The sequence below is a fragment of the Bradyrhizobium sp. genome (assembly GCF_004799405.1).
Classification (GTDB): domain Bacteria; phylum Pseudomonadota; class Alphaproteobacteria; order Rhizobiales; family Xanthobacteraceae; genus Bradyrhizobium.
In genome coordinates this window covers 40,075-60,034 of the sequence record NZ_SSMW01000042.1, presented here as the reverse complement: position 1 = coordinate 60,034, position 19,960 = coordinate 40,075, and the positions used below count along the sequence as shown (strand labels likewise).

The following is a 19,960-nucleotide window of genomic DNA, read 5'->3' as shown; positions in this document are numbered from 1 at the left end:
TTTTCGCTCGCTGGGGTCCGCAACCTAGCCCAGCGTCGTAAACCTCTCGTTAACCCTCCATGGAATTCACGGCCTTGAGAATGCGCGCGGCGGCCCGGAAGTCGACCAACCGCGCCGCGCGGCGCGCAGCAACCTCCTCATCCACGCCCCATTGTTCGATGTTCCAGTCCTCATCGACATGGGCGGCAGCCCAGACCTGATCGGAATCGAGCACGCCGCGCATCAGCGCGAGGCCGAGCAGCGCCGAGCCCGTCAACGTCGTCACCACATGCAAGGCGGCGATCGACCACGGATTGGTCGGCAGCGCCGCGCGCGCAGCCTGGATGGCCTGGTCGGACTGGCGGACATGGACGATCCCTTCGGCGAGAATGAAACGGGCGCCCAGCACGTCCGCTGCCCAGAACAACGGCGGATCCCAAAGCGCTGCTTCGCGGGCGACCAGCGCCTGCGGATGGCCGGCGCGATAGAACAACAGATCGGTCTCGAAATATTTGGCGATATCGTCGGCGAGCGCCCCGACGCGATCGACCACGGCATCGGCGACGGTGTTGGCGAACCGGGTCAGCGGCATCGTCAGGGGGTCGATGATCTCTTGCTGCGCATCCCATTCGGCGACGATGGCATCGGCGATTTCCCGGGTCGGCGCCGCCAGCGCACGGCCGGAGGGGGTGCGGATTGGCTTGTCATCGAGGGTGATGGCAAACCCGTCAGGCGATTCGACGAGGCCGGCACGGGCGTAGAAACGCTTGCGGCTTGGCCCGCGCGTGGTGCGCCTGACCGCTTCCTGCGGATCGAGTGGAGAGTTTCCGGCTACTTCGTCGAACAATTCACGCATTCGGTTTTCGACTTCCGCTCATCGGTGGTAAGTTTGCGCGACAGAGTACGACAACGATGCGTGCAAATAAAGCAGGCCGGCGATGACGAGGGTTCTTGCGGCGATACTGGCCGCGCTGGCCGGCTTTGGCGCTTCGACGGTTGAGGCCGGATTCCGTTCGCCGGAATCGCTGGTCCGGAATGTCTACGCCTATTACGGTGACCGATCGTCCGATCTCTCAAGCGGGCTGCCGCACGATTCCGTAACCGCGCGACAATTTTTTGATCGAAGTTTGCAGGGCGTGTGGGTTTCCCAGAAAAACCCGCCCTATGATTTTCTGGTCCAGAGCCCGACCTGGAAGATCGGCGCGGTTTCGATATCGATCCTGCACAGGCAATTCGACAAGACTTACGTCGCGGTTGCCTTCGACAATAATGGCCGCGCCATCACGCTGAATTTTATTGTGGTGGACGGGCCGGACGGCTGGGTCATTTCGGATGTCGAGAGCCCGCACGATTCGTTGCGGATGTTCCTCGCGCAATAGCGACCTGGTCTACGCCGATGATACATCCAGGCTGAGTACCTCGGCCGTTTGTGAGATTGATAACGACTTCGAATTTCGCCGGATGCCGCACTGGCAAAATCGGCGGGCCTGGTAGCGCAGACGGCAAAAACTCATTGCTGCTTTCCGAACAAATACAGTTCCGTCACATAAGGGAATTCGATCACGTCACGGTCGCTCAGCAGGGAGTCCCTCTCGATCAGGCTCTCGATCTTGGTACGCAGAATGTTCTGCTCGCCCTCCGGCAGCACCGTGATGAAGCTGGTCGACAGGGCGCGGTCCACAATTCCGGTCGCCGGCATAGGCTGGCTGAAGGAGTAGCTTCTGCTTGATAGATGCCTGAACCGGGCATCGTCAAAGATGACACGCCAATTCCCGGTCGACTGCCGCGGCGTGCCGCCGGCATAGCTGTCCATGATCCTGGAAAACTCGGCCACCCAAGGCACACGATCGTCGCGCACATTCCAGATCAGGGCGAGCACACCATCCACTTGGAGAACGCGGAGAATCTCTCGCGTCGCCTTCTCATAGTCGAACCAATGGAAGGCGGTTGCGCAGCAGACGAGATCCGCTACCTGGTCGGGCACAGGGATTAGCTCGGCATTGCCGATCAGTACCTCGACGGCCTTGAGGCGATCGACCGGAATGCGTGCAGCCATCTTCTCGATCGGTTCCACGGCCAAGATGCGCTTCCCGGTAAACGCCAAAAGCTCTGTGAACTTTCCCGTGCCCGCGCCGAGGTCGATGATGGTGTTGGCGGGCGGAAGGTCGCAGAGCAAGGCTTCGGGATATTCGGGCCGCCCCGCGACGTACTCGCTCACTTTGCTTGAATAGCCGGCAGAAATCGAAGAGGTCATGGCTTATGTCGCGAGCTTGAGGGGCTGGATAGCGTCTTGGCAGACATAAGTCAGCCGAACGTCAGATATTCCTGGAGCCGATCAACGGACCGCCTTCCGGCCGGAGTCCGCTCTGGATCATTAGCCTCGATTTTAACCTGTCCGCAGCATGTCCGGTTGCCGGGCAATCCCGGAAGTTCCGGTTGTCCGAAATCCGCATTTGGTTGCGTGCTAGGTCCGCGCCCTAGTTGGCGCACGAGCGCGAATAGGTCGCGCGATCGTTCGGGTTGAGCCCGCCCGCAGCACCCTGATCGAGGCATTTGGTGATGCGGTCGCTGAAGGAAGGGCGCGGCGGCGACGCCGTGCTCTGGCGCGCCGGCGCGTCCATCTTCGGCACTACGGGCGCCTCGATCTTCGGCTCTGGCAGCGGTGGAGGCGGCGGCGGACTAAGCAGCGATCCACCGGGCGGAATGATCTGCGCCGACGCGGCATTGCCGGCGGCAAGCGCCGCTGCGACCACGCAGACAAGGATCGACAACCGTTTCATCAGGAAGATGTCGTGATCGCCACGCCAAACCGCAAGATCAATTATTCTTCAGGCGCGTTCTCGATCGGATCGAACCGGTCGGCTTCAAGGCCGAGCAGGTTCCATGATTGCAGCATATGCGGCGGCAACGGCGCGGTGGCATCGATGAATCCGCCGCGCGGATGCGGAATCACGATCCGGCGCGCCAGCAGATGCAGCCGTTTCTGCAGGCCGCCCGGAAGTTCCCAGTTTTCCTTGTTGAAATATTTGGGGTCGCCCACGATCGCGTGATCGATATGGGCCATATGCGCCCGCAACTGGTGGGTTCGCCCGGTGACCGGTTTCAGCGATACCCAGGCGAGTTTCTGCGCGGAGGTTTCCACCACGGCATAATAGGTCACGGCATGGCTGGCGCCCTCGTCGCCGTGCGCGGCGATGCGCATGATGCTGTCGTCCTCGTTCTCTTCCTTGGCCAGATAGGTCGAGATGCGGCCCTGCTTCGGCTTGGGGACGCCCGCCACCAGCGCCCAATAGATCTTGCGCGCGGAACGATGGCGGAACGATCCGGTCAGCGCGCTGGCGGCAAACCGCGTTTTGGCGACCAGAAGGCAACCCGCGGTCTCCTTGTCGAGCCGGTGCACCAGCCGCGGCTTCTGTCCCTTGGCGTCGCGCATCACTTCCAGCATCTGGTCGATGTGCTTCGTGGTGCCGGAACCGCCCTGCACCGCCAGGCCCGCGGGCTTGTTCAGCACCATGACGTCGGCATCCTCGTACAGGATCATGTCCTTGAGGGCTTGCAGCGTTTTCGCCGCGGCTTCCGACAGATGCGTCGTGGCCTTGGGCGTATCGAGCTTGAGCGGGGGAATGCGGATGCTTTGCCCCTCCTCCAGCCGGTCCTTGCTGTCGGCGCGCTTGCCGTTGACGCGCAACTCGCCTTTGCGGACGATGCGCTGGATGTGGGAAAACGACAGACCGGGGAAACGGGCCTCGAGAAAGCGGTCGACACGCATGTTATTCTCGTCCGCAGTCACGACCACGGTCTGCACTTTTGTCGGCAGCGGCGGCGGCTCTGCGGCGATTTTCTCGGGCTCGGGAATGAAAGGCTTTGCCGCGCGCGGCGATGAAAACCGCGCCGGTTGCCGCTCGGCCTGCGATCCCCGATAGGGATGCGCGCCCCTCGGGCGATCGCCCGAAGAGCGTTTCGCCAGGGGTCTTTTGACACGACGGCTCATGAGGTTACGGCTCCGAATGAAGCCGTTGGGTAGCGCAAAAGCAGCGAACCGTCACGGAAAAACCGGGTCTATTTCGGCCCGCGCTCCTTCCGCAGCTTCGCCCAGTAATCCAGCCGCTTGCGGATTTCGCGCTCAAAGCCGCGGTCGGGCGGATCGTAGAAGGTCTGGCGTCCCAGCGCTTCCGGAAAATAGTCCTGCCCCGAAAACGCTTCCGGCGTGTCGTGGTCGTATTGGTAGCCGCCGCCATAACCTTCCGACTTCATCAATTTGGTCGGCGAGTTCAATATATGCTTCGGCGGCAACAGCGAGCCGCCCTCTTTGGCCGCGCGCATCGCAGCACCGAACGCCTTGTAGGCGGCGTTCGATTTCGGTGCGGTGGCGAGATAGATCACGGCCTGCGCGATCGCGAGTTCGCCCTCGGGATGACCGAGGAAATTATAGGCGTCCTTGGCGGCATTGCAGATCACCAGCGCCTGCGGATCGGCCAGACCAATGTCCTCGACCGCCATGCGGACCACGCGCCGCGCCAGGAACAGCGGATCCTCGCCGGCATCCATCATGCGCGCCAGATAATACAGGGCCGCATCTGGGTCGGAGCCGCGCACCGATTTATGCAGCGCCGAGATCAGATTGTAGTGGCCGTCGGCCGACTTGTCATAGATCGGCGCCCGGCGCTGCAGGATGTCCTGCAATTGCGTGGCGTTGAAGGTCTCGCCTTCGCGCGCGGCGCGCCAGACCTCTTCGGCGAGCGTCAGCGCGGCGCGGCCGTCGCCGTCGGCCATCCGCACCAGCACGGCGCGGGCTTGATCGTCGAGCGGCAGCTTTCGCCCCTCGATGGTTTCCGCATGCGCGAACAGCTTTTCGATCGCCGAGGCATCGAGTGAATGGAACACCAGCACGCGGGCGCGCGACAACAACGCGGCGTTGAGCTCGAACGAAGGATTTTCGGTGGTGGCCCCGACCAGCACCACGGTGCCGTCTTCCATCACCGGCAGAAACGAATCCTGCTGCGCGCGATTGAAGCGGTGCACCTCGTCGACAAACAGCAACGTGCCCTTGCCCGTCTCGCGCCGGGCACGCGCGGCGTCGAACGCCTTCTTCAGGTCGGCGACGCCGGAAAACACCGCCGAGAGCTGCTCGAAATGCAGCTCGGTGGCATCCGCGAGCAACCGCGCCACCGTGGTCTTGCCGGTGCCCGGCGGTCCCCAGAAGATCAGCGACCCCAGCGTGCGGGTCGCGAGCATGCGCGTCAGCGCGCCGTCGGGCCCGAGGATGTGATCCTGCCCAACGACGTCGGACAGCGTGCGCGGGCGCAGCCTGTCCGGCAGCGGATGCGGCGCGTCCCGCTCCATGCCTGCGGCCGCGAACAGGGTTGCCGTTTCGCGTGGTCGCTTCGGGCTCATCCGCCGAGCGTAACGTTGATCTGCTGGCCGCCGCGCACCACGACGATGTGCCAGACCCGGACCGACTCGCGTGTCGCCTTGACGAGATCGCTGGTTTTCGTGATTTTCTGGTTGTTGACCGCGAGGATGATATCGCCCTTCTGGAATCCGACGTTGGCGGCTGCTGCGTCATCCGCCAGATCCGTCACCACGACGCCTTCGGTGCTCGAATCCAGATGCAACTCGTCGGCCACCGCGGGGGAGATGTTCGAGACCGTCGCACCCTGGAACGGCGTACGCGTGGTCAAAGCGACTTCGCCGCGGTCGGTATCGGGCGCGGGCTCCAGCGGCACGGCCAGCTTCACGGTCCTGCCGGCGCGTTGTACGTCGATCTGCGACGTGCCGCCGAGCGGACGGGTGGCGAAGCGGTAGTCGAACGCATTGGGATCGTCGACCGCCTGGCCGTCGATGTCGACGATCAGGTCGGACAGCTTCAGTCCTGCCCGCGCCGCCGGACTGTTCGGCGTGACACTGGCGACCAGCGCGCCGGTCGGCAGCCGAAGTCCGAGCGTCTCGGCGATCTCGGGCGTCACCGCCTGCAATCGCGCGCCAAGCCAGGGCCGCTTGACCGACTTGCCGCCACTCTTGGCGGAAGCGACGACGACGCGCACCATGTTGGACGGGATTGCAAAGCCGATGCCCTGCGAACCCCCGGAGCGCGAGAAGATGGCGGTATTGATGCCGGCCAGCTTGCCGGTGATGTCGACCAGCGCGCCGCCGGAATTGCCGGGATTGATCGCGGCGTCGGTCTGAATAAAGAACTGGTAGTCGGTGATGCCGACCTGGGTGCGGGCCAGCGCCGAAATAATGCCGTGCGTGACGGTTTGACCGACCCCGAACGGATTGCCGATCGCCAGCACCACGTCGCCGACCTGAAGCTCGTCGGAATTGGCAAAATCGAGCGTCGGGAATTTCTCGTGGCTGTCTTTCAGCCGCAGCACGGCCAGATCGCTGCGGCTGTCCTTGAGAACGATCTCGGCCTCGAATTCGCGCTTGTCGGCGAGCGAGACCTTGACCTGATCGGCGCCTTCGATGACGTGAACGTTGGTCACGACCAGGCCGGATGGATCCACCATCACGCCCGACCCCAGCGAGCGCTGCATCTGTTCCGGAGGCTGGCCGCCACCGCCGAAGAAACGGCGGAAGATCGGATCGTCGAGCAGCGGATTGCGGGTTTGCACCATCTTGGCGGCATAGACGTTGACCACCGCCGGCTGCACGTGCTGCACGATCGGCGCGTAGGACAGCCGGAGGTCGGCCGGAGAAGCCGGCACCCGCCGGTCCTGGGACATCGCAGGAGCAGTCGCCGCCAGTGAAACCAGCAACGCCGTGAGAAAGCGGACAACGGTCATGAAAAGATTCCCGTGGGATTGACGTTGCGAATATAGACGTGCCGGCGCGCGAATAGAAGTGATCGGCAGCCACCGATACCGCTGTTTAGGCCCGATTCGCGGGCGAGCGGCCCGGCTCTTGTCCGCCTCCAAACCTTGCAATTTCCCGGGGAAACCGCACCTTGTGGCAACAGGGCGGCCGTCGTCCGCCGGACACAGGGAGAAACGCCACATGAAGGCCGTCGGATACAAGAAGTCGCTTCCGATCGATGCTGCGGATGCGCTGGTTGATTTTGAGACCGCGAAACCGGAACCACGCGGCCGCGATATCCGGGTCGCCGTGAAGGCGATTTCCGCAAATCCGGTGGATTACAAGGTGCGCAAGCGCGCCGCTCCGCCGGAAGGCGAAACCAAGATCCTTGGATACGATGCCGCGGGCACGGTGGATGCCGTCGGCCCCGACGTCACATTGTTCAAGCCCGGCGACGAGGTGTTCTATGCCGGCTCGATCCAGCGCCAGGGCACCAACTCGGAATTCCACCTGGTGGATGAGCGCATCGTCGGGCGCAAGCCGAAAACCCTTTCATTCGCGCAAGCAGCCGCCCTGCCGCTGACCTCGATCACGGCGTGGGAATTGCTGTTCGATCGCCTCGGCGCCGTGCCCGGCAAGAGTGTGGACCCGCGCACGCTGCTGATCGTCGGCGGCGCCGGCGGCGTCGGCTCGATCCTGATTCAGCTCGCGCGCCGCCTCACCGGCCTCACCATCGTGGCAACGGCGTCGCGGCCGGAAACCGTCAAATGGTGCCTCGATCTCGGCGCGCATGCCGTGATCGATCACGCCAAACCGATGAAGGAGCAGATCGAAAAGCTGAAAGTCCCGCCGGTGGCGTTGATCGCAAGCCTGACCGGCACCGAGCAGCACTACCCTGCCCTCGCCGACATCATCGCGCCGCAAGGCAAGTTCGGCCTGATCGACGATCCGGCGACGCTGAACGTCTCCCTGCTCAAGGGCAAGGCCTGCTCGCTGCACTGGGAATCGATGTTCACCCGCAGTTTGTTCCAGACGCCCGACATGATCGCCCAGCACAACCTTCTGAACGATGTCGCCGACCTCATCGACAAGGGCGTGCTTCGCACCACGCTCGATCAGACCTTTGGAAAGATCAATGCCGCCAACCTGAAACGGGCGCATGCGCTGCTGGAATCCGGCAAGTCGCGCGGCAAGATCGTGCTGGAGGGGTGGTAGCGGCCAGGCCGACGACACCTCCTCCGGTACCTCACGCAATGGTCTGGACGATACCGCCCTCGGCGCGCAGTGCGGCGCCATTGGTCGCCGACGCCTCCTTCGAGGAGACATAGACCACCATGTTCGCGATCTCCTCGACGCTGGCAAAGCGCTGCAGCAGCGAGGTCGGACGAAATTGCCTGACGAAGCGGGACGCCGCCTCCTCCACCGACTGACCGCTTTGCCTAGCGAGATCCTTTACAAAGGCTTCAACGCCCTCCGACATGGTCGGGCCCGGCAGCACCGAATTGACGGTCACCGCGCTGCCACGGGTCATCTCGGCCAGCCCGCGAGCAACGGCGAGCTGCGCAGTTTTCGTCATTCCATAGTGGATCATTTCCTTCGGAATATTCAGCGCGGATTCGGAGGAGATGAAGACGATACGGCCCCAGTTGCGCTTCAGCATGCCCGGCAGGTAGCCGCGCGACAGCCGCTCGCCCGACATCACGTTGACCTCAAAGAAACGGCTCCAGTCGTCATCGGGAATCTCGAAGAACCCCCTGGGCTCGAATATCCCGGCATTGTTGATGAGGATATCCACCTCCGGCAGCGCTGCCAGCAGCGTTTGGCACCCCTCCGCCGTCGAGACATCGGCGGCGATACCCCGGACCGCCGTTCCGGGCACGCTCTTGGCGATCGCCGCGACCGCGGCATCGACCCTGTCCTGCGACCGTCCATTGACCACCACGCCAGCCCCGGCGCCAGACAGGCCCTTGGCGATCGCGTGACCGATTCCAGAGCTGGAGCCGGTGATCAGCGCCGTCTTTCCCGCGAGGTCGATTTTCATGGGTCATCTCCTTCATCGATGACGAAGATATCGGGAGCAGTTGGCGCGGGCGCAATCGCCGGACGGGTGCCCTTAAAAAAACACGCCTGGAGGGCGGTGCTTTGAATTCGCGGAAAAATAACGGCGCAACAATCCGATTCGGCCGCCGGCCCATTAAGGTCCAACGATGGACGGCGCACGCTCGCTCTGGAACGTTTTCCGCCAAGCCAGCAACGGCCGCTCGACGAATTTGGCCGAGAATATCGCCAGGAATACCGTTAGCGTGACGGCGAGACCGAACCTGACCCAGAAGCCGCCCGACGCGTTTGACGTCAATTGCTGGATCGGAAACGCGTAGAGGTAGATGCCATAAGAGATATCCAGTCTTGGCGCCAACCACGCAGGCGTCCGAACCTGATTCAAAAGCACGCAGCCAACCGCGATCGCCACGAAAGCGGCAGTCGTCGGATTGCCGAACAGGCCGAACGCCGCAAACAGGATGGAAAATACCACGACAGCCACTTTGAGGCCGCAGCATGCCTCGATCCACGCCAGGCCAGCGCCGACGCCGAAAATCACGGCGAAGGTCGCAAGCCACTGATCCCGCAAGAGCGGTCCCAGCGGATGCAACATGCCAAACAATGCCAGTCCGGCAATCGCCGCCACGGCGACCCCGCCCCCGAGCCAAGGCTTGAAGTGGCAGCAAAATCCTGCCGCCGCCAACAGCAGGTATAGTTTTACTTCGTGGGGTAGCGTCCAGAGCGAGCCATTCACGGCGTCCGGATAGCTATTGGTCTTGAAGACCCCCGGCAGCTTATATTCCACGTTCCACAGCAATGTGGAATTGCGAATGAAAAAGGACAGCGGGGTGCCGGTTTCAAGCAGCCGCGTATTCTCGGGCGCGAAGTAATGATGAATTTGCTGCGTCGTCACGCACGCGCCCATCGCAATGCAGAAGACCACGCAAACGATCAGCGCCGGAAAGATCCGGAACACCCGGCTGATCAAAAACGTGCAGACGGATCTGGACCGGAAAAGGCTTTGGGCGTTGAGATATCCGCTGATCGCAAAGAACACGAGGACGGCAAAGGTGCCGTAGGAACCGATCCAGGGTATTTCCGGCTGGACTAGGCCGGTGAGTACGAACTGATGCGACCACAGCACCAGCAACGAAGCGGCAAGCCGCATTAGATCGAACGTTGCGGACCGCTCGCCCATGCCACGCCCAATAAAAGAAGCGGCGCAAAAGCGCCGCTTCGAGTTAGGTTGCCTTAAAAGAACGTCACGCGGCTTCCGCGGGCTTTTCCTGCATCGGGCCGGAATCGAGGCCCTTGGCATCGACATCGCGGTCGACGAATTCGATCACCGCCATCGGCGCGTTGTCGCCGTAGCGGAAGCCGGCCTTGATGATGCGGGTATAGCCGCCCTGGCGATCCTTGTAGCGGGCGGCGAGCACGTCGAACAGTTTCCTGGTTTGATCGAGATCGCGCATTTCGCTGATCGCCTGCCGGCGCATGGCAAGACCGCCCTTCTTGCCCAGCGTGACAAGTTTCTCCACGATCGGGCGCAATTCCTTGGCCTTCGGCAGCGTGGTGACGATCTGCTCGTGCTTGATCAGCGCCGCGCACATATTGGCGAACATCGCGCGCCGATGTTCGGCGGTGCGGTTGAGCTTCCGATGAACCTTGCCGTGACGCATGATATATTCCTTCGAACCTTGTTTTGTCGCGACGGCTCGTCGGACACGTTGCTCAGGTGGGCCGCCTGCGTTCGCCCAAAATGCAATGGCCGGAGCGAAGACGCCCGGCCATCACAACTGTCAATCAATAGTGGTCTTCAAAGCGCTTGGCCAACTCGTCGATATTTTCCGGCGGCCAGCCCGGCACTTCCATGCCGAGATGCAGCCCCATCTGGGCCAGCACTTCCTTGATCTCGTTCAGCGACTTGCGGCCGAAGTTCGGGGTGCGGAGCATTTCCGCTTCCGACTTCTGCACGAGATCGCCGATGTAGACGATGTTGTCGTTCTTGAGACAGTTGGCCGAACGCACCGACAATTCCAGTTCGTCGACCTTCTTGAGGAACGCCGGGTTGAAGGCGAGATCGGGGATGATCTCCTGCGCGACTTCCTTGCGGGGCTCTTCGAAGTTGACGAACACGTTGAGCTGGTCCTGCAGGATGCGCGCGGCATAGGCCACCGCATCGTCCGGGCTGATCGCGCCGTTGGTCTCGATGGTCATGGTCAGCTTGTCGTAATCGAGGATCTGGCCCTCGCGGGTGTTCTCGACCTTGTAGGACACCTTGCGCACCGGGGAGAACAGGCTGTCGACTGGGATCAGGCCGATCGGCGCGTCCTCGGGGCGGTTGCGCTCGGCGGCGACGTAGCCCTTGCCGGCGGCGACGGTGAATTCCATGCGGATTTCCGCGCCCTCGTCGAGGGTGCAGATCTGCAGCTCCGGATTGAGCACCACGACATCGCCGACGGTCTGGATGTCGCCGGCGGTGACGACGCCTGGCCCCTGCTTCTTCACGACCATGCGCTTGGGGCCCTCGCCCTGCATCTTGATCGAGATATCCTTGATGTTCAGCACGATGTCGGTGACGTCCTCGCGAACGCCCGCGATCGAGGAGAATTCGTGCAGCACGCCGTCGATGTGCACCGACTGCACCGCCGCGCCTTGCAGCGACGACAACAGGATGCGGCGCAGCGCGTTGCCCAGCGTCTGGCCAAAGCCACGCTCGAGCGGTTCTGCGACCAGGGTCGCGAACCGGTTCGAATCGGTGCCCGGCGTGATCTGGAGCTTGTTCGGCCGAATAAGTTCTTGCCAATTTTTCTGGATCGTCACTGTTTCACCCATTGGCCAGTCGATTTGCGATTCTAATCACTGGCGTTGGAGATCGCGGATCAGTCCGCGGCCTTGCAAACTTCTTTCAAAACTCATCGCGAGGTGGCAGAGCCGCCCGCATATCGAAACTCAAACCCGCCGGCGCTTGCGCGGACGGCAGCCATTATGCGGGATCGTGGTCACGTCGCGGATCGATGTGACGGTGAAGCCCGCGGCCTGCAGCGCACGAAGCGCGGATTCGCGGCCCGAGCCGGGACCTGCAACTTCGACTTCCAGCGTGCGCATGCCGTGTTCCTGCGCCTTCTTGGAGACGTCTTCGGCGGCAACCTGCGCGGCGTAGGGGGTCGATTTGCGCGAACCCTTGAAGCCCATCGTGCCCGCCGACGACCAGGCAATGGTGTTGCCCTGCGCGTCGGTGATGGTGATGGTCGTATTGTTGAACGACGAATTCACATGCGCCACGCCGGAGGCGATGTTCTTGCGTTCACGGCGGCGTACGCGGGTGGCATCCTTGCCCATTCCAAAACCTTTCTTGCGATCTCAACGCCGCCGTAATGCCAGCGGCTACACCTGAAACGCGAGTGGCTGACAGCAAGGAGCGAACAGAACCATTCGCCGCCTCCCGTTCGCCCTTCGCAAACTTACTTCTTCTTGCCGGCGATCGACTTGGCCGGCCCCTTGCGCGTGCGCGCGTTGGTATGGGTGCGCTGACCGCGCACCGGCAATCCGCGGCGATGGCGCAGGCCGCGATAGCAGCCGAGGTCCATCAGGCGCTTGATGTTCATGCCGGTCTCGCGACGCAGGTCGCCTTCGACCATATAGTCGCGGTCGATCACCTCGCGGATTTGCAGCACTTCCTGATCGCTCAACTGATTGACGCGACGGTCTTCAGGAATCTTGACCTTCTCCATGATCTCGGCCGCGTTCTTCTGGCCGATGCCATGGATGTACTGAAGCGCGATCAGGACGCGCTTGTTGGTCGGGATATTCACGCCGGCAATACGGGCCACGGACTTCTCTCCTGTCGCCGATCCCTTCGCGGGCCGGCTGTGTTTTGACTATCTCGGGCGGGTGTTCACAAACGCGAACACGACGCCCTTCCCCTTGGATGTCTCGGGGCCCGGCATCGTCTGAAAAACTATCCGACTGGATACGGGGCTTATTAAAGGATTCAACTTGGTTTCGTCAACCGTCTCTATGCCTTAGCTCGCTTTTTCGTGACCTTTTTGACAGCTTTCCGAGCCCTCCCGGCAGCGCTGACTTTGGTGCTCGCAGCGGCCTTGCCGGGTGACCTTTTCGGCCCTCTAAAGGTCGTTTTGCCGGCTTTCCCGGACACCTTCGCGGCTTTCCTGGAGGTACCAGTCCCTTTACCCCCGGTTTTGGAGGGGCTTTTGGCGGTCGTTTTGGAACCCCTGGCAGGTCGCCTGACCGGAACTGCCTTTCTGAGCGCTTTGCCGGGTGTTTTGTTGGCCGCCTTGGCTTCACCAGCCCCGATCGCGGCCAGGATGCGGTTAATCTCCCGCGTGACGTGCTCGATGGTCATCATGCCGTCGACCGTCAGCAGCTTGCGCCGTTCCGAATAGTAGTGAATTAGCGGCTCGGTCAGGGAACGGTAGCTCGCCAGCCGCTTGGCCAGCACCTCCGGGGTGTCGTCGATGCGTACCTCCTCGCCCCGCGCGCGCATTTCCGCGACCCGGCTTTCGACCCGCTGCAGCAGCGCACTTTCGTTGACGCGAAGCTCGATCACCGCATCGAGCCGGATGTGCTTCTTCTTCAGGAGGTCATCCAGCGCGATTGCCTGCGGCACCGTGCGGGGAAAACCGTCGAGGATAAAGCCCCTCGCCATGTCCGGCTGATCGAGGCGATCGGAAATGATCGCGATCACGATCTCGTCCGGCACCAGCCCGCCGCTGGCCATGATATCCTTGGCCTTGAGGCCGACAGGGGTTTGCGCGGCGACCGCCGCGCGCAGCATTTCGCCGGTCGAAAGCTGAATGATGCCGTATCGTTGAACCAGCCGCTGGGCCTGCGTACCCTTGCCCGCCCCGGGCGGCCCGAGAAGAATCAGTCTCATCCGTCGTCGCCCCCCGGCTCGATGCGCTTGACCGCGCACCTTCATTTCAAAATCCGTCGGCCGCTCAGCGCTATCGGCGCCGAGCGCAACGCGTCATCCGGCGTCAGCGGCGACGCCCCCTCAGCTTCGACTTCCTGATCAGCCCTTCATACTGATGGGCCAGCAGGTAACCCTGAACCTGGGCCACCGTATCCATGGTCACGCTGACGACGATCAACAGCGACGTTCCGCCGAAATAAAACGGCACCGAGGCGTAGGAAATCAGAATCTCTGGGATCAGGCACACGATCGCGAGATAGATCGCGCCCAGCACCGTGATGCGCGAAAGCACGTAGTCGATGTATTCGGCCGTGCGCTCACCGGGGCGAATGCCCGGAATGAAGCCGCCATGTTTCTTGAGATTGTCGGCGGTCTCGGTCGGGTTGAACACGATTGCGGTATAGAAGAACGCGAAGAACACGATCAGCGCCAGATACAGAACCAAAAACAGCGGACGGCCATGGCCGAGCTGCGTGGTGATCCACTGAAACCACTCCGGACCCCTGCCGGCATTGAAATTCGCAACCGTGGTCGGCAGCAACAGCAATGACGACGCAAAGATCGGCGGGATCACGCCCGAGGTGTTGAGCTTGAGCGGCAGATGCGAGGACTGGCCCTCGAACATCTTGTTGCCGACCTGGCGCTTTGGATACTGGATCAGCAGCCGGCGTTGCGCGCGCTCCATGAACACGATGAAGGCGATCACCGCGACCGCCATCACGATCACGATCAGGATCAGGCCGGTGGACAGCGCGCCCTGCCGGCCGAGTTCCAGCATGCTGGCGAGCGCGGAAGGCAATTCGGCGACGATGCCGGACAGAATGATCAGCGAAATACCGTTGCCGATGCCGCGCGAGGTGATTTGCTCGCCGAGCCACATCAGGAACATGGTGCCGCCGGTCAGCGTGATCGCGGTCGATATCCGGAAGAACATGCCGGGATCGCTGACGACGTTGCCGGCGCCTTCAAGCCCGACCGCAATGCCATAGGACTGGAACGCGGCCAGGATGACGGTGAGATAGCGGGTGTACTGGTTCAGCGTCTTGCGGCCGGCCTCGCCTTCCTTTTTCAGCGCTTCGAGCTGCGGCGACACCGTGGTCAGGAGCTGAATGATGATCGATGCCGAAATATACGGCATGATGTTCAGCGCAAAGATCGCCATGCGGTGAATGCCGCCGCCGGCGAACATGTTGAACATGCCGAGAATGCCGCCGGCCTGGGTGCGGAACACCTGTTCCCAGATGTTGGGGTCGATTCCGGGCAGCGGGATGTAGGTGCCCAGCCGATAAACAAGCAACGCACCCAGTGTGAACCAGATGCGCTTCTTCAGTTCTTCGGCTTTTCCGAGCGCCGAGAAATTGAGGTTTGCCGCCAGTTGTTCCGCTGCTGAGACCATTGGTCCCGGTCCTTTCACTCGTCATGGCCGGGATCGCCTGGCCAACCACGTCTTTTAGAGGCAAAACAGAGGTAAAGACGCGGATGCCCTGCACAAGGCCGGGCATGACGGAATTTTACGACGCCTTCTTGTCGGCGTCTTCTTCCTTCCTGGCCGGTGCCAGGATTTTTACCGTGCCGCCCGCCTTTTCGACCGCCGCGATGGCGGATTTCGACGCACCGTGAACCTCGATCGTCAGCTTGGCCTTGAGTTCACCACGGCCGAGCAGCCGCACGCCGTCCTTCGAACGCCTGATAACGCGGGATTTGACCAGCGATTCGGCATTGACGGTGCCCTTGGCGTCGAGCATTTTGGCGTCGATCGCCCCTTGAATGCGGTCGAGATTGATCTCGGCGAATTCGAGCCGGAAGATGTTGTTGAAGCCGCGCTTGGGCAGCCGCCGATGCAGCGGCATCTGGCCACCTTCGAAGCCCTTGATGCGCACGCCGGAGCGCGCGGTCTGGCCCTTGCCGCCACGGCCTGCAGTCTTGCCCTTGCCGGAACCGATGCCGCGGCCGACCCGCATGCGCTTCTTGCGCGAGCCGGCATTGTCGGCGATATCGCTGAGCTTCATCGTACGCTTCCTTTATCCTTGGAGCATGATCTAAACCGAAAACCGGTTCCCGCTTTTCGGGATCATGCTCCCATCCTGTTTATTTCTCGCCGACGACGCGGACGAGATGCTGAACCTTGGCGATCATGCCGCGAATTGCAGGCGTGTCCTTCAGCTCGGTGACGCGGCCGATCTTGTTGAGCTTGAGGCCGATCAGCGTCGCGCGCTGCGAGTGATGGCGGCGGATCGCGCTGCCGGTCTGCTCGACCTTGATCATCTTTGCGGCCTTGGCCATCGTCATAACTCCGAAAAGCGCGACACGCGCGTGTTTATTCCGCCACCGCTTCGGCATCGCCGCCGACGCGGCGCGACTGGAGGGTGGACACCTTGATGTTGCGGCGCGCCGCCACCGAACGCGGCGAATCCTGATGCTTCAACGCATCGAACGTCGCGCGAACCATGTTGTAGGGGTTCGACGAGCCGATCGATTTCGCCACCACGTCCTGGATGCCGAGGGTCTCGAACACCGCGCGCATCGGGCCGCCGGCGATGATGCCGGTACCGGCTGGCGCTGAGCGCAGGTAAACCCGGCCCGCGCCATGGCGGCCGGCGATGTCGTGATGCAGCGTGCGGCCTTCGCGCAATGCGACGCGGGTCAGATTGCGCTTGGCCGCCTCGGTGGCCTTGCGAATGGCCTCGGGCACCTCGCGCGCCTTGCCGTGGCCGAACCCGACCCGGCCCTTCTGGTCGCCGATCACGACCAGCGCCGCAAAGCCGAACCGCTTGCCGCCCTTGACGACCTTCGCCACACGATTGATGTGGACGAGCTTGTCGACGAACTCGCTGTCGCGTTCTTCCCGGCCGCCCCTGTGGCCGCCACCGCGTTCGCGTTCACCTGCCATGGTGTTTTCCGATCCTTAAAAGACTTGAAGCTTGCGCCTCTGACCCTTGTGTCCGTTCAATTCCAAATTCGCTAGAAGCTGAGCCCGCTTTCGCGCGCCGCATCCGCCAGCGCCTTGACGCGCCCGTGATAGAGATAGCCGCCGCGATCGAACACCACTTCCGTGACGCCGTTCTTCACCGCACGCTCCGCCAGCAGCTTGCCGACGGCCTTGGCGGCATCGATATTCGCGCCGGTGTTGCCGCTCTCGCGCATCGCCTTCTCCAGCGAGGAAGCCGACGCCAAGGTCTCGCCCTTGAGATCGTCGATGACCTGCGCGTAGATGTGCTTTGACGAGCGGAACACCGACAACCGCGGGCGGCCGCTGGCGGTGCGGCGCAACGACAGCCTCACGCGTTGCTTGCGCCGGGCATTCGTAATCTTGAGTCTCGACATGACCGGCTCCGTTACTTCTTCTTGCCTTCCTTGCGGAAGATAAATTCATCGGCATACTTTACGCCCTTGCCCTTGTAGGGCTCCGGCGGACGATAGCTGCGGATCTCGGCGGCGACCTGGCCGACGCGCTGGACATCGTTGCCGTTGATGACGATCTCGGTCGGCTTCGGCACCGTGATCGCGATGCCTTCCGGAATCTTGTAGACCACATCGTGGCTGTAGCCGAGTGCGAGCTGCAGGTTCTTGCCCTGCAGCGCGGCGCGATAACCGACGCCGGTGATCTCGAGTTTCTTCTCGAAACCCTTGGTGACGCCGGCGACCAGGTTGGCCACCTGCGCGCGCGCGGTGCCGTACAAAGCCTGGGCGCGGTTGGTTTCGACCCGCGGCGCAACCTTGACCACGCCGTTCTCGAACTTCACTTCGACATCGTCGTGCACGACAAACTGAAGCTGGCCCTTCGGACCCTTCATCTTGACGGTCTGTCCCTCGACGGTCGCGGTAACGCCCGACGGGATCGTCACAGGCCGCTTGCCAATACGTGACATGACTGGTCCTTCCTCAGAACACCGTGAAGAGAATTTCGCCGCCCACATTGGCGTCGCGCGCCTCGTGGTCGGCCATGATTCCCTTCGGGGTCGACAACACCGAAATTCCGAGACCGTTGTTCACGCGCGGCAGGTTCTTCACCGAGGCGTAAACCCGCCGCCCCGGCTTCGATACCCGCTCGATCTCGCGAATAACCGGCTCGCCGTCGAAATACTTCAACTCGATCTCAAGCTCGCTGCGCCCCGAGGCATGCTCGACGCTGGCATAGCCGCGGATGTAGCCTTCGGTCTTGAGCACCTCGAGCACGTTGGCGCGCATCTTCGAGCCCGGGGTCGAGACCTTGGGCTTGGCGCGCATCTGCGCGTTGCGGATGCGGGTGATGAGATCGCTGATCGGATCGTGCGTTGACATCTGACGACCCCCTTACCAGCTCGACTTCACGAGGCCGGGAATAAGGCCCTTGGAGCCGTATTCACGCATCGCGATGCGGCTCATCTTGTTCTTGCGATAGACCGAGCGCGGACGGCCGGTGATTTCGCAGCGGTTGCGAATCCGGGTCGCCGACGAATTGCGCGGCAGCTCGGCGAGCTTCAGCGTCGCGGCGAACCGCTCTTCCATCGGCTTCTTCTTGTCGGCGATGATGGCCTTGAGCTTGGCGCGCTTGGGCGCCGCGTTCTTGGTCATCCGCTTGCGACGGTTGTTCTTCTCGATCGAACTCTTCTTTGCCATGCTTGGCTCCTGGGTTTCCGCGTTTGAGAGGCTTTAAAGGCGTCTCACTGCCGGAACGGGAAATTGAATGCGGTTAACAAGGCTCTGGCTTCGTCGTCGGTCTGCGCCGTGGTGCAAACCGTGACGTCCATGCCCCATGTTTCCCCCATCTTGTCGAAGTCGATCTCGGGGAAAATGATGTGTTCCTTGATGCCGAGCGAATAGTTGCCGCGGCCGTCGAAGCTCTTCGGGTTGAGGCCGCGGAAATCCCGCACGCGCGGCAGCGCCACGTTGATCAGCCGGTCGATGAACTCGTACATCTTGGTCTTGCGCAGCGTGACCTTGCAGCCGATCGGCTGGTTCTCGCGCAGCTTGAAGGTCGCGATCGCAACCCGCGAATAGGTCACGATCGGCTTCTGGCCCGCGATCAAGCCGAGATCGGCGGCGGCCAGTTCCGCCTTCTTGCGGTCGTTGACGGCCTCGCCGACGCCCATGTTGAGCACGACCTTCTCCAGCCGCGGCACCTGCATGACGTTGGCATAGCCGAATTGCTCGGTTAGCTTGCCGCGGATTTCCTTGTCGAACTGTTCGCGTAAACGCGGAACGTATGCGGTATCAGCCATCGATCTCTGCTCCCGAGCGTTTGGCGACGCGTACCTTTTTGCCATCCGCCTGAATCTTGAAACCTATGCGGGTCGGCTTGCCGTCCTTGCCGACGTACGCAATGTTGGACAAATGGATCGGCGACTCCTTCGAGATGATGCCGCCCTCCTGCGCCTGGGTCTGCTTCTGGTGACGCTTGACGAGATTGACCCCGCGCACCAGCGCCTTGCCGTCGGCGGGACGCACCTCGAACACCTCGCCGGTGCGGCCCTTGTCGCGGCCGTTGAGCACGATGACCTTGTCGCCCTTGCGGATCTTGGCAGCCATCACAGCACCTCCGGCGCAAGCGAAATGATCTTCATGTGGTTCTTGGCGCGCAGCTCGCGCGGCACCGGCCCGAAGATGCGGGTGCCGACCGGCTCCGACTGGTTGTTGATCAGCACGGCGGCGTTGCGGTCGAAGCGGATGACGGAGCCGTCGGGGCGGCGGATGTCCTTGCGGACCCGCACCACCACGGCCTTCATGACGTCGCCCTTCTTCACCTTGCCGCGTGGAATTGCTTCCTTGATCGACACGACAATAACGTCGCCCACGGTGGCATAGCGGCGCTTGGAGCCCCCAAGCACCTTGATGCACATGACACGGCGTGCGCCTGAATTGTCGGCCACGTCGAGGTTGGTCTGCATCTGAATCATTGATGCACCTCGTCCTCTTTCTGATGCGCAAATTTGCGCCTAAATTTTCCCAAAATTTCGTTCGGCAAAGCCCAACGAACTTCAGGCCGTTTTCTTCTGCTCGCCCCGGACCACGGTCCAGCGCTTCAACTTCGAGATCGGCTTGCTTTCCTCGATCCACACCTGGTCGCCCGGCTTGAACTCGTTGTTCTCGTCGTGCGCATGATAGTTCTTCGAGCGGCGGATCGTCTTCTTGTAGATCGGGTGGGTGAAGCGGCGATCGACCCGCACCACCACCGTCTTGGCCTGCTTGTCGCTGACGACCACACCCTGAAGCGTACGTTTTGGCATGTCG

27 protein-coding genes are annotated in these 19,960 nt (G+C 62.3%); 2 read left to right on the top strand and 25 right to left on the bottom strand.

The annotated features are described in order from the left end of the window. Window positions 1-49: 49 nt before the first annotated feature. A complete protein-coding gene (locus tag E7813_RS07770) occupies window positions 50-835 on the bottom strand; it encodes an ATP12 family protein (RefSeq protein ID WP_291572499.1) in 786 nt (261 codons plus the stop codon). An 82-nt stretch (window positions 836-917) separates the two neighbouring features. Here E7813_RS07770 and E7813_RS07765 point away from each other — a divergent pair, with 82 nt between their 5' ends. Then, window positions 918-1,358, top strand: a complete 441-nt coding sequence (locus E7813_RS07765) for a hypothetical protein (RefSeq protein ID WP_291572497.1) — start codon at window positions 918-920, stop codon at window positions 1,356-1,358. Between the two features lie 131 nt (window positions 1,359-1,489). Here E7813_RS07765 and E7813_RS07760 read toward each other — a convergent pair whose 3' ends face one another. From E7813_RS07760 to E7813_RS07740, 5 genes are all read right to left on the bottom strand, one after another. Next, window positions 1,490-2,233 (bottom strand): class I SAM-dependent methyltransferase, encoded by a 744-nt coding sequence (locus E7813_RS07760; RefSeq protein WP_291572495.1) that lies wholly within the window; start codon window positions 2,231-2,233, stop codon window positions 1,490-1,492. A gap of 223 nt (window positions 2,234-2,456) precedes the next feature. Further along, window positions 2,457-2,759, bottom strand: a complete 303-nt coding sequence (locus E7813_RS07755) for a hypothetical protein (protein WP_291572492.1) — start codon at window positions 2,757-2,759, stop codon at window positions 2,457-2,459. 41 nt (window positions 2,760-2,800) lie between these two features. Next, the gene (locus E7813_RS07750; protein WP_291572490.1) at window positions 2,801-3,970 is read right to left on the bottom strand and encodes an RluA family pseudouridine synthase; all 1,170 of its coding nucleotides are present in this window, start codon (window positions 3,968-3,970) and stop codon (window positions 2,801-2,803) included. 68 nt (window positions 3,971-4,038) lie between these two features. Then, the gene (locus tag E7813_RS07745; RefSeq protein ID WP_291572489.1) at window positions 4,039-5,373 is read right to left on the bottom strand and encodes a replication-associated recombination protein A; all 1,335 of its coding nucleotides are present in this window, start codon (window positions 5,371-5,373) and stop codon (window positions 4,039-4,041) included. Next, window positions 5,370-6,764, bottom strand: coding sequence for a Do family serine endopeptidase (locus E7813_RS07740; protein WP_291572487.1), 1,395 nt, complete (start codon window positions 6,762-6,764; stop codon window positions 5,370-5,372). The genes E7813_RS07745 and E7813_RS07740 overlap by 4 nt, the downstream gene beginning before the upstream one ends. A 211-nt stretch (window positions 6,765-6,975) precedes the next feature. On the opposite strand from E7813_RS07740, the gene E7813_RS07735 reads away from it, so the two are divergent. Further along, a complete protein-coding gene (locus tag E7813_RS07735; RefSeq protein ID WP_291572485.1) occupies window positions 6,976-7,989 on the top strand; it encodes a zinc-binding alcohol dehydrogenase family protein in 1,014 nt (337 codons plus the stop codon). Window positions 7,990-8,020: 31 nt separating this feature from the next. Here the strand turns inward: E7813_RS07735 and E7813_RS07730 are convergent, their stop codons facing one another. From E7813_RS07730 to rpsQ, 19 genes are all read right to left on the bottom strand, one after another. Then, window positions 8,021-8,815 (bottom strand): SDR family oxidoreductase, encoded by a 795-nt coding sequence (locus E7813_RS07730; protein WP_291572483.1) that lies wholly within the window; start codon window positions 8,813-8,815, stop codon window positions 8,021-8,023. A gap of 153 nt (window positions 8,816-8,968) precedes the next feature. Beyond that, window positions 8,969-9,982 (bottom strand): acyltransferase, encoded by a 1,014-nt coding sequence (locus tag E7813_RS07725; protein ID WP_291572481.1) that lies wholly within the window; start codon window positions 9,980-9,982, stop codon window positions 8,969-8,971. A 94-nt stretch (window positions 9,983-10,076) separates the two neighbouring features. After that, window positions 10,077-10,493, bottom strand: coding sequence for a 50S ribosomal protein L17 (gene rplQ / locus E7813_RS07720; RefSeq protein ID WP_291572478.1), 417 nt, complete (start codon window positions 10,491-10,493; stop codon window positions 10,077-10,079). A 124-nt stretch (window positions 10,494-10,617) separates the two neighbouring features. Further along, complete coding sequence (locus E7813_RS07715) at window positions 10,618-11,649, bottom strand: DNA-directed RNA polymerase subunit alpha (RefSeq protein WP_291572476.1); 1,032 nt, start codon at window positions 11,647-11,649, stop codon at window positions 10,618-10,620. Between the two features lie 117 nt (window positions 11,650-11,766). Continuing rightward, window positions 11,767-12,156 carry a 30S ribosomal protein S11 gene (gene rpsK, locus E7813_RS07710; RefSeq protein ID WP_072823637.1) on the bottom strand — a complete coding sequence of 130 codons (390 nt, stop codon included), beginning with the start codon at window positions 12,154-12,156 and terminating at the stop codon, window positions 11,767-11,769. Between the two features lie 122 nt (window positions 12,157-12,278). Continuing rightward, window positions 12,279-12,647, bottom strand: a complete 369-nt coding sequence (rpsM, locus tag E7813_RS07705; protein ID WP_291572472.1) for a 30S ribosomal protein S13 — start codon at window positions 12,645-12,647, stop codon at window positions 12,279-12,281. A gap of 185 nt (window positions 12,648-12,832) precedes the next feature. Further along, window positions 12,833-13,711: an adenylate kinase gene (locus E7813_RS07700; RefSeq protein ID WP_291572469.1), complete on the bottom strand. Its 879-nt coding sequence runs from the start codon at window positions 13,709-13,711 to the stop codon at window positions 12,833-12,835. Between the two features lie 103 nt (window positions 13,712-13,814). Beyond that, the gene (gene secY, locus E7813_RS07695; RefSeq protein WP_291572467.1) at window positions 13,815-15,146 is read right to left on the bottom strand and encodes a preprotein translocase subunit SecY; all 1,332 of its coding nucleotides are present in this window, start codon (window positions 15,144-15,146) and stop codon (window positions 13,815-13,817) included. Between the two features lie 115 nt (window positions 15,147-15,261). Further along, window positions 15,262-15,759 (bottom strand): 50S ribosomal protein L15, encoded by a 498-nt coding sequence (gene rplO / locus E7813_RS07690; RefSeq protein ID WP_291572465.1) that lies wholly within the window; start codon window positions 15,757-15,759, stop codon window positions 15,262-15,264. Window positions 15,760-15,838: 79 nt separating this feature from the next. Further along, window positions 15,839-16,033: a 50S ribosomal protein L30 gene (gene rpmD / locus E7813_RS07685; protein WP_291572464.1), complete on the bottom strand. Its 195-nt coding sequence runs from the start codon at window positions 16,031-16,033 to the stop codon at window positions 15,839-15,841. Window positions 16,034-16,067: 34 nt separating this feature from the next. After that, window positions 16,068-16,640, bottom strand: a complete 573-nt coding sequence (gene rpsE / locus E7813_RS07680; protein WP_291572462.1) for a 30S ribosomal protein S5 — start codon at window positions 16,638-16,640, stop codon at window positions 16,068-16,070. A gap of 71 nt (window positions 16,641-16,711) precedes the next feature. Next, window positions 16,712-17,074, bottom strand: coding sequence for a 50S ribosomal protein L18 (rplR, locus tag E7813_RS07675; protein ID WP_079603846.1), 363 nt, complete (start codon window positions 17,072-17,074; stop codon window positions 16,712-16,714). Between the two features lie 11 nt (window positions 17,075-17,085). Beyond that, on the bottom strand, window positions 17,086-17,619 hold the full coding sequence (rplF, locus tag E7813_RS07670) for a 50S ribosomal protein L6 (protein WP_291572459.1): 534 nt from the start codon (window positions 17,617-17,619) through the stop codon (window positions 17,086-17,088). Window positions 17,620-17,632: 13 nt separating this feature from the next. Continuing rightward, window positions 17,633-18,031, bottom strand: a complete 399-nt coding sequence (gene rpsH, locus E7813_RS07665) for a 30S ribosomal protein S8 (RefSeq protein ID WP_291572457.1) — start codon at window positions 18,029-18,031, stop codon at window positions 17,633-17,635. A gap of 12 nt (window positions 18,032-18,043) precedes the next feature. Then, window positions 18,044-18,349: a 30S ribosomal protein S14 gene (rpsN, locus tag E7813_RS07660; RefSeq protein WP_291572455.1), complete on the bottom strand. Its 306-nt coding sequence runs from the start codon at window positions 18,347-18,349 to the stop codon at window positions 18,044-18,046. A gap of 44 nt (window positions 18,350-18,393) precedes the next feature. Then, the gene (gene rplE / locus E7813_RS07655) at window positions 18,394-18,951 is read right to left on the bottom strand and encodes a 50S ribosomal protein L5 (RefSeq protein ID WP_291572453.1); all 558 of its coding nucleotides are present in this window, start codon (window positions 18,949-18,951) and stop codon (window positions 18,394-18,396) included. Then, entirely contained in the window at window positions 18,944-19,258 is a 315-nt protein-coding gene (gene rplX / locus E7813_RS07650) for a 50S ribosomal protein L24 (RefSeq protein ID WP_291572452.1), read from the bottom strand. Before rplX ends, rplE begins: the two co-directional genes overlap by 8 nt. After that, on the bottom strand, window positions 19,258-19,626 hold the full coding sequence (gene rplN, locus E7813_RS07645; RefSeq protein WP_011441195.1) for a 50S ribosomal protein L14: 369 nt from the start codon (window positions 19,624-19,626) through the stop codon (window positions 19,258-19,260). Before rplN ends, rplX begins: the two co-directional genes overlap by 1 nt. A gap of 81 nt (window positions 19,627-19,707) precedes the next feature. Continuing rightward, a complete protein-coding gene (rpsQ, locus tag E7813_RS07640) occupies window positions 19,708-19,956 on the bottom strand; it encodes a 30S ribosomal protein S17 (protein ID WP_079571012.1) in 249 nt (82 codons plus the stop codon). Window positions 19,957-19,960 lie beyond the last annotated feature (4 nt).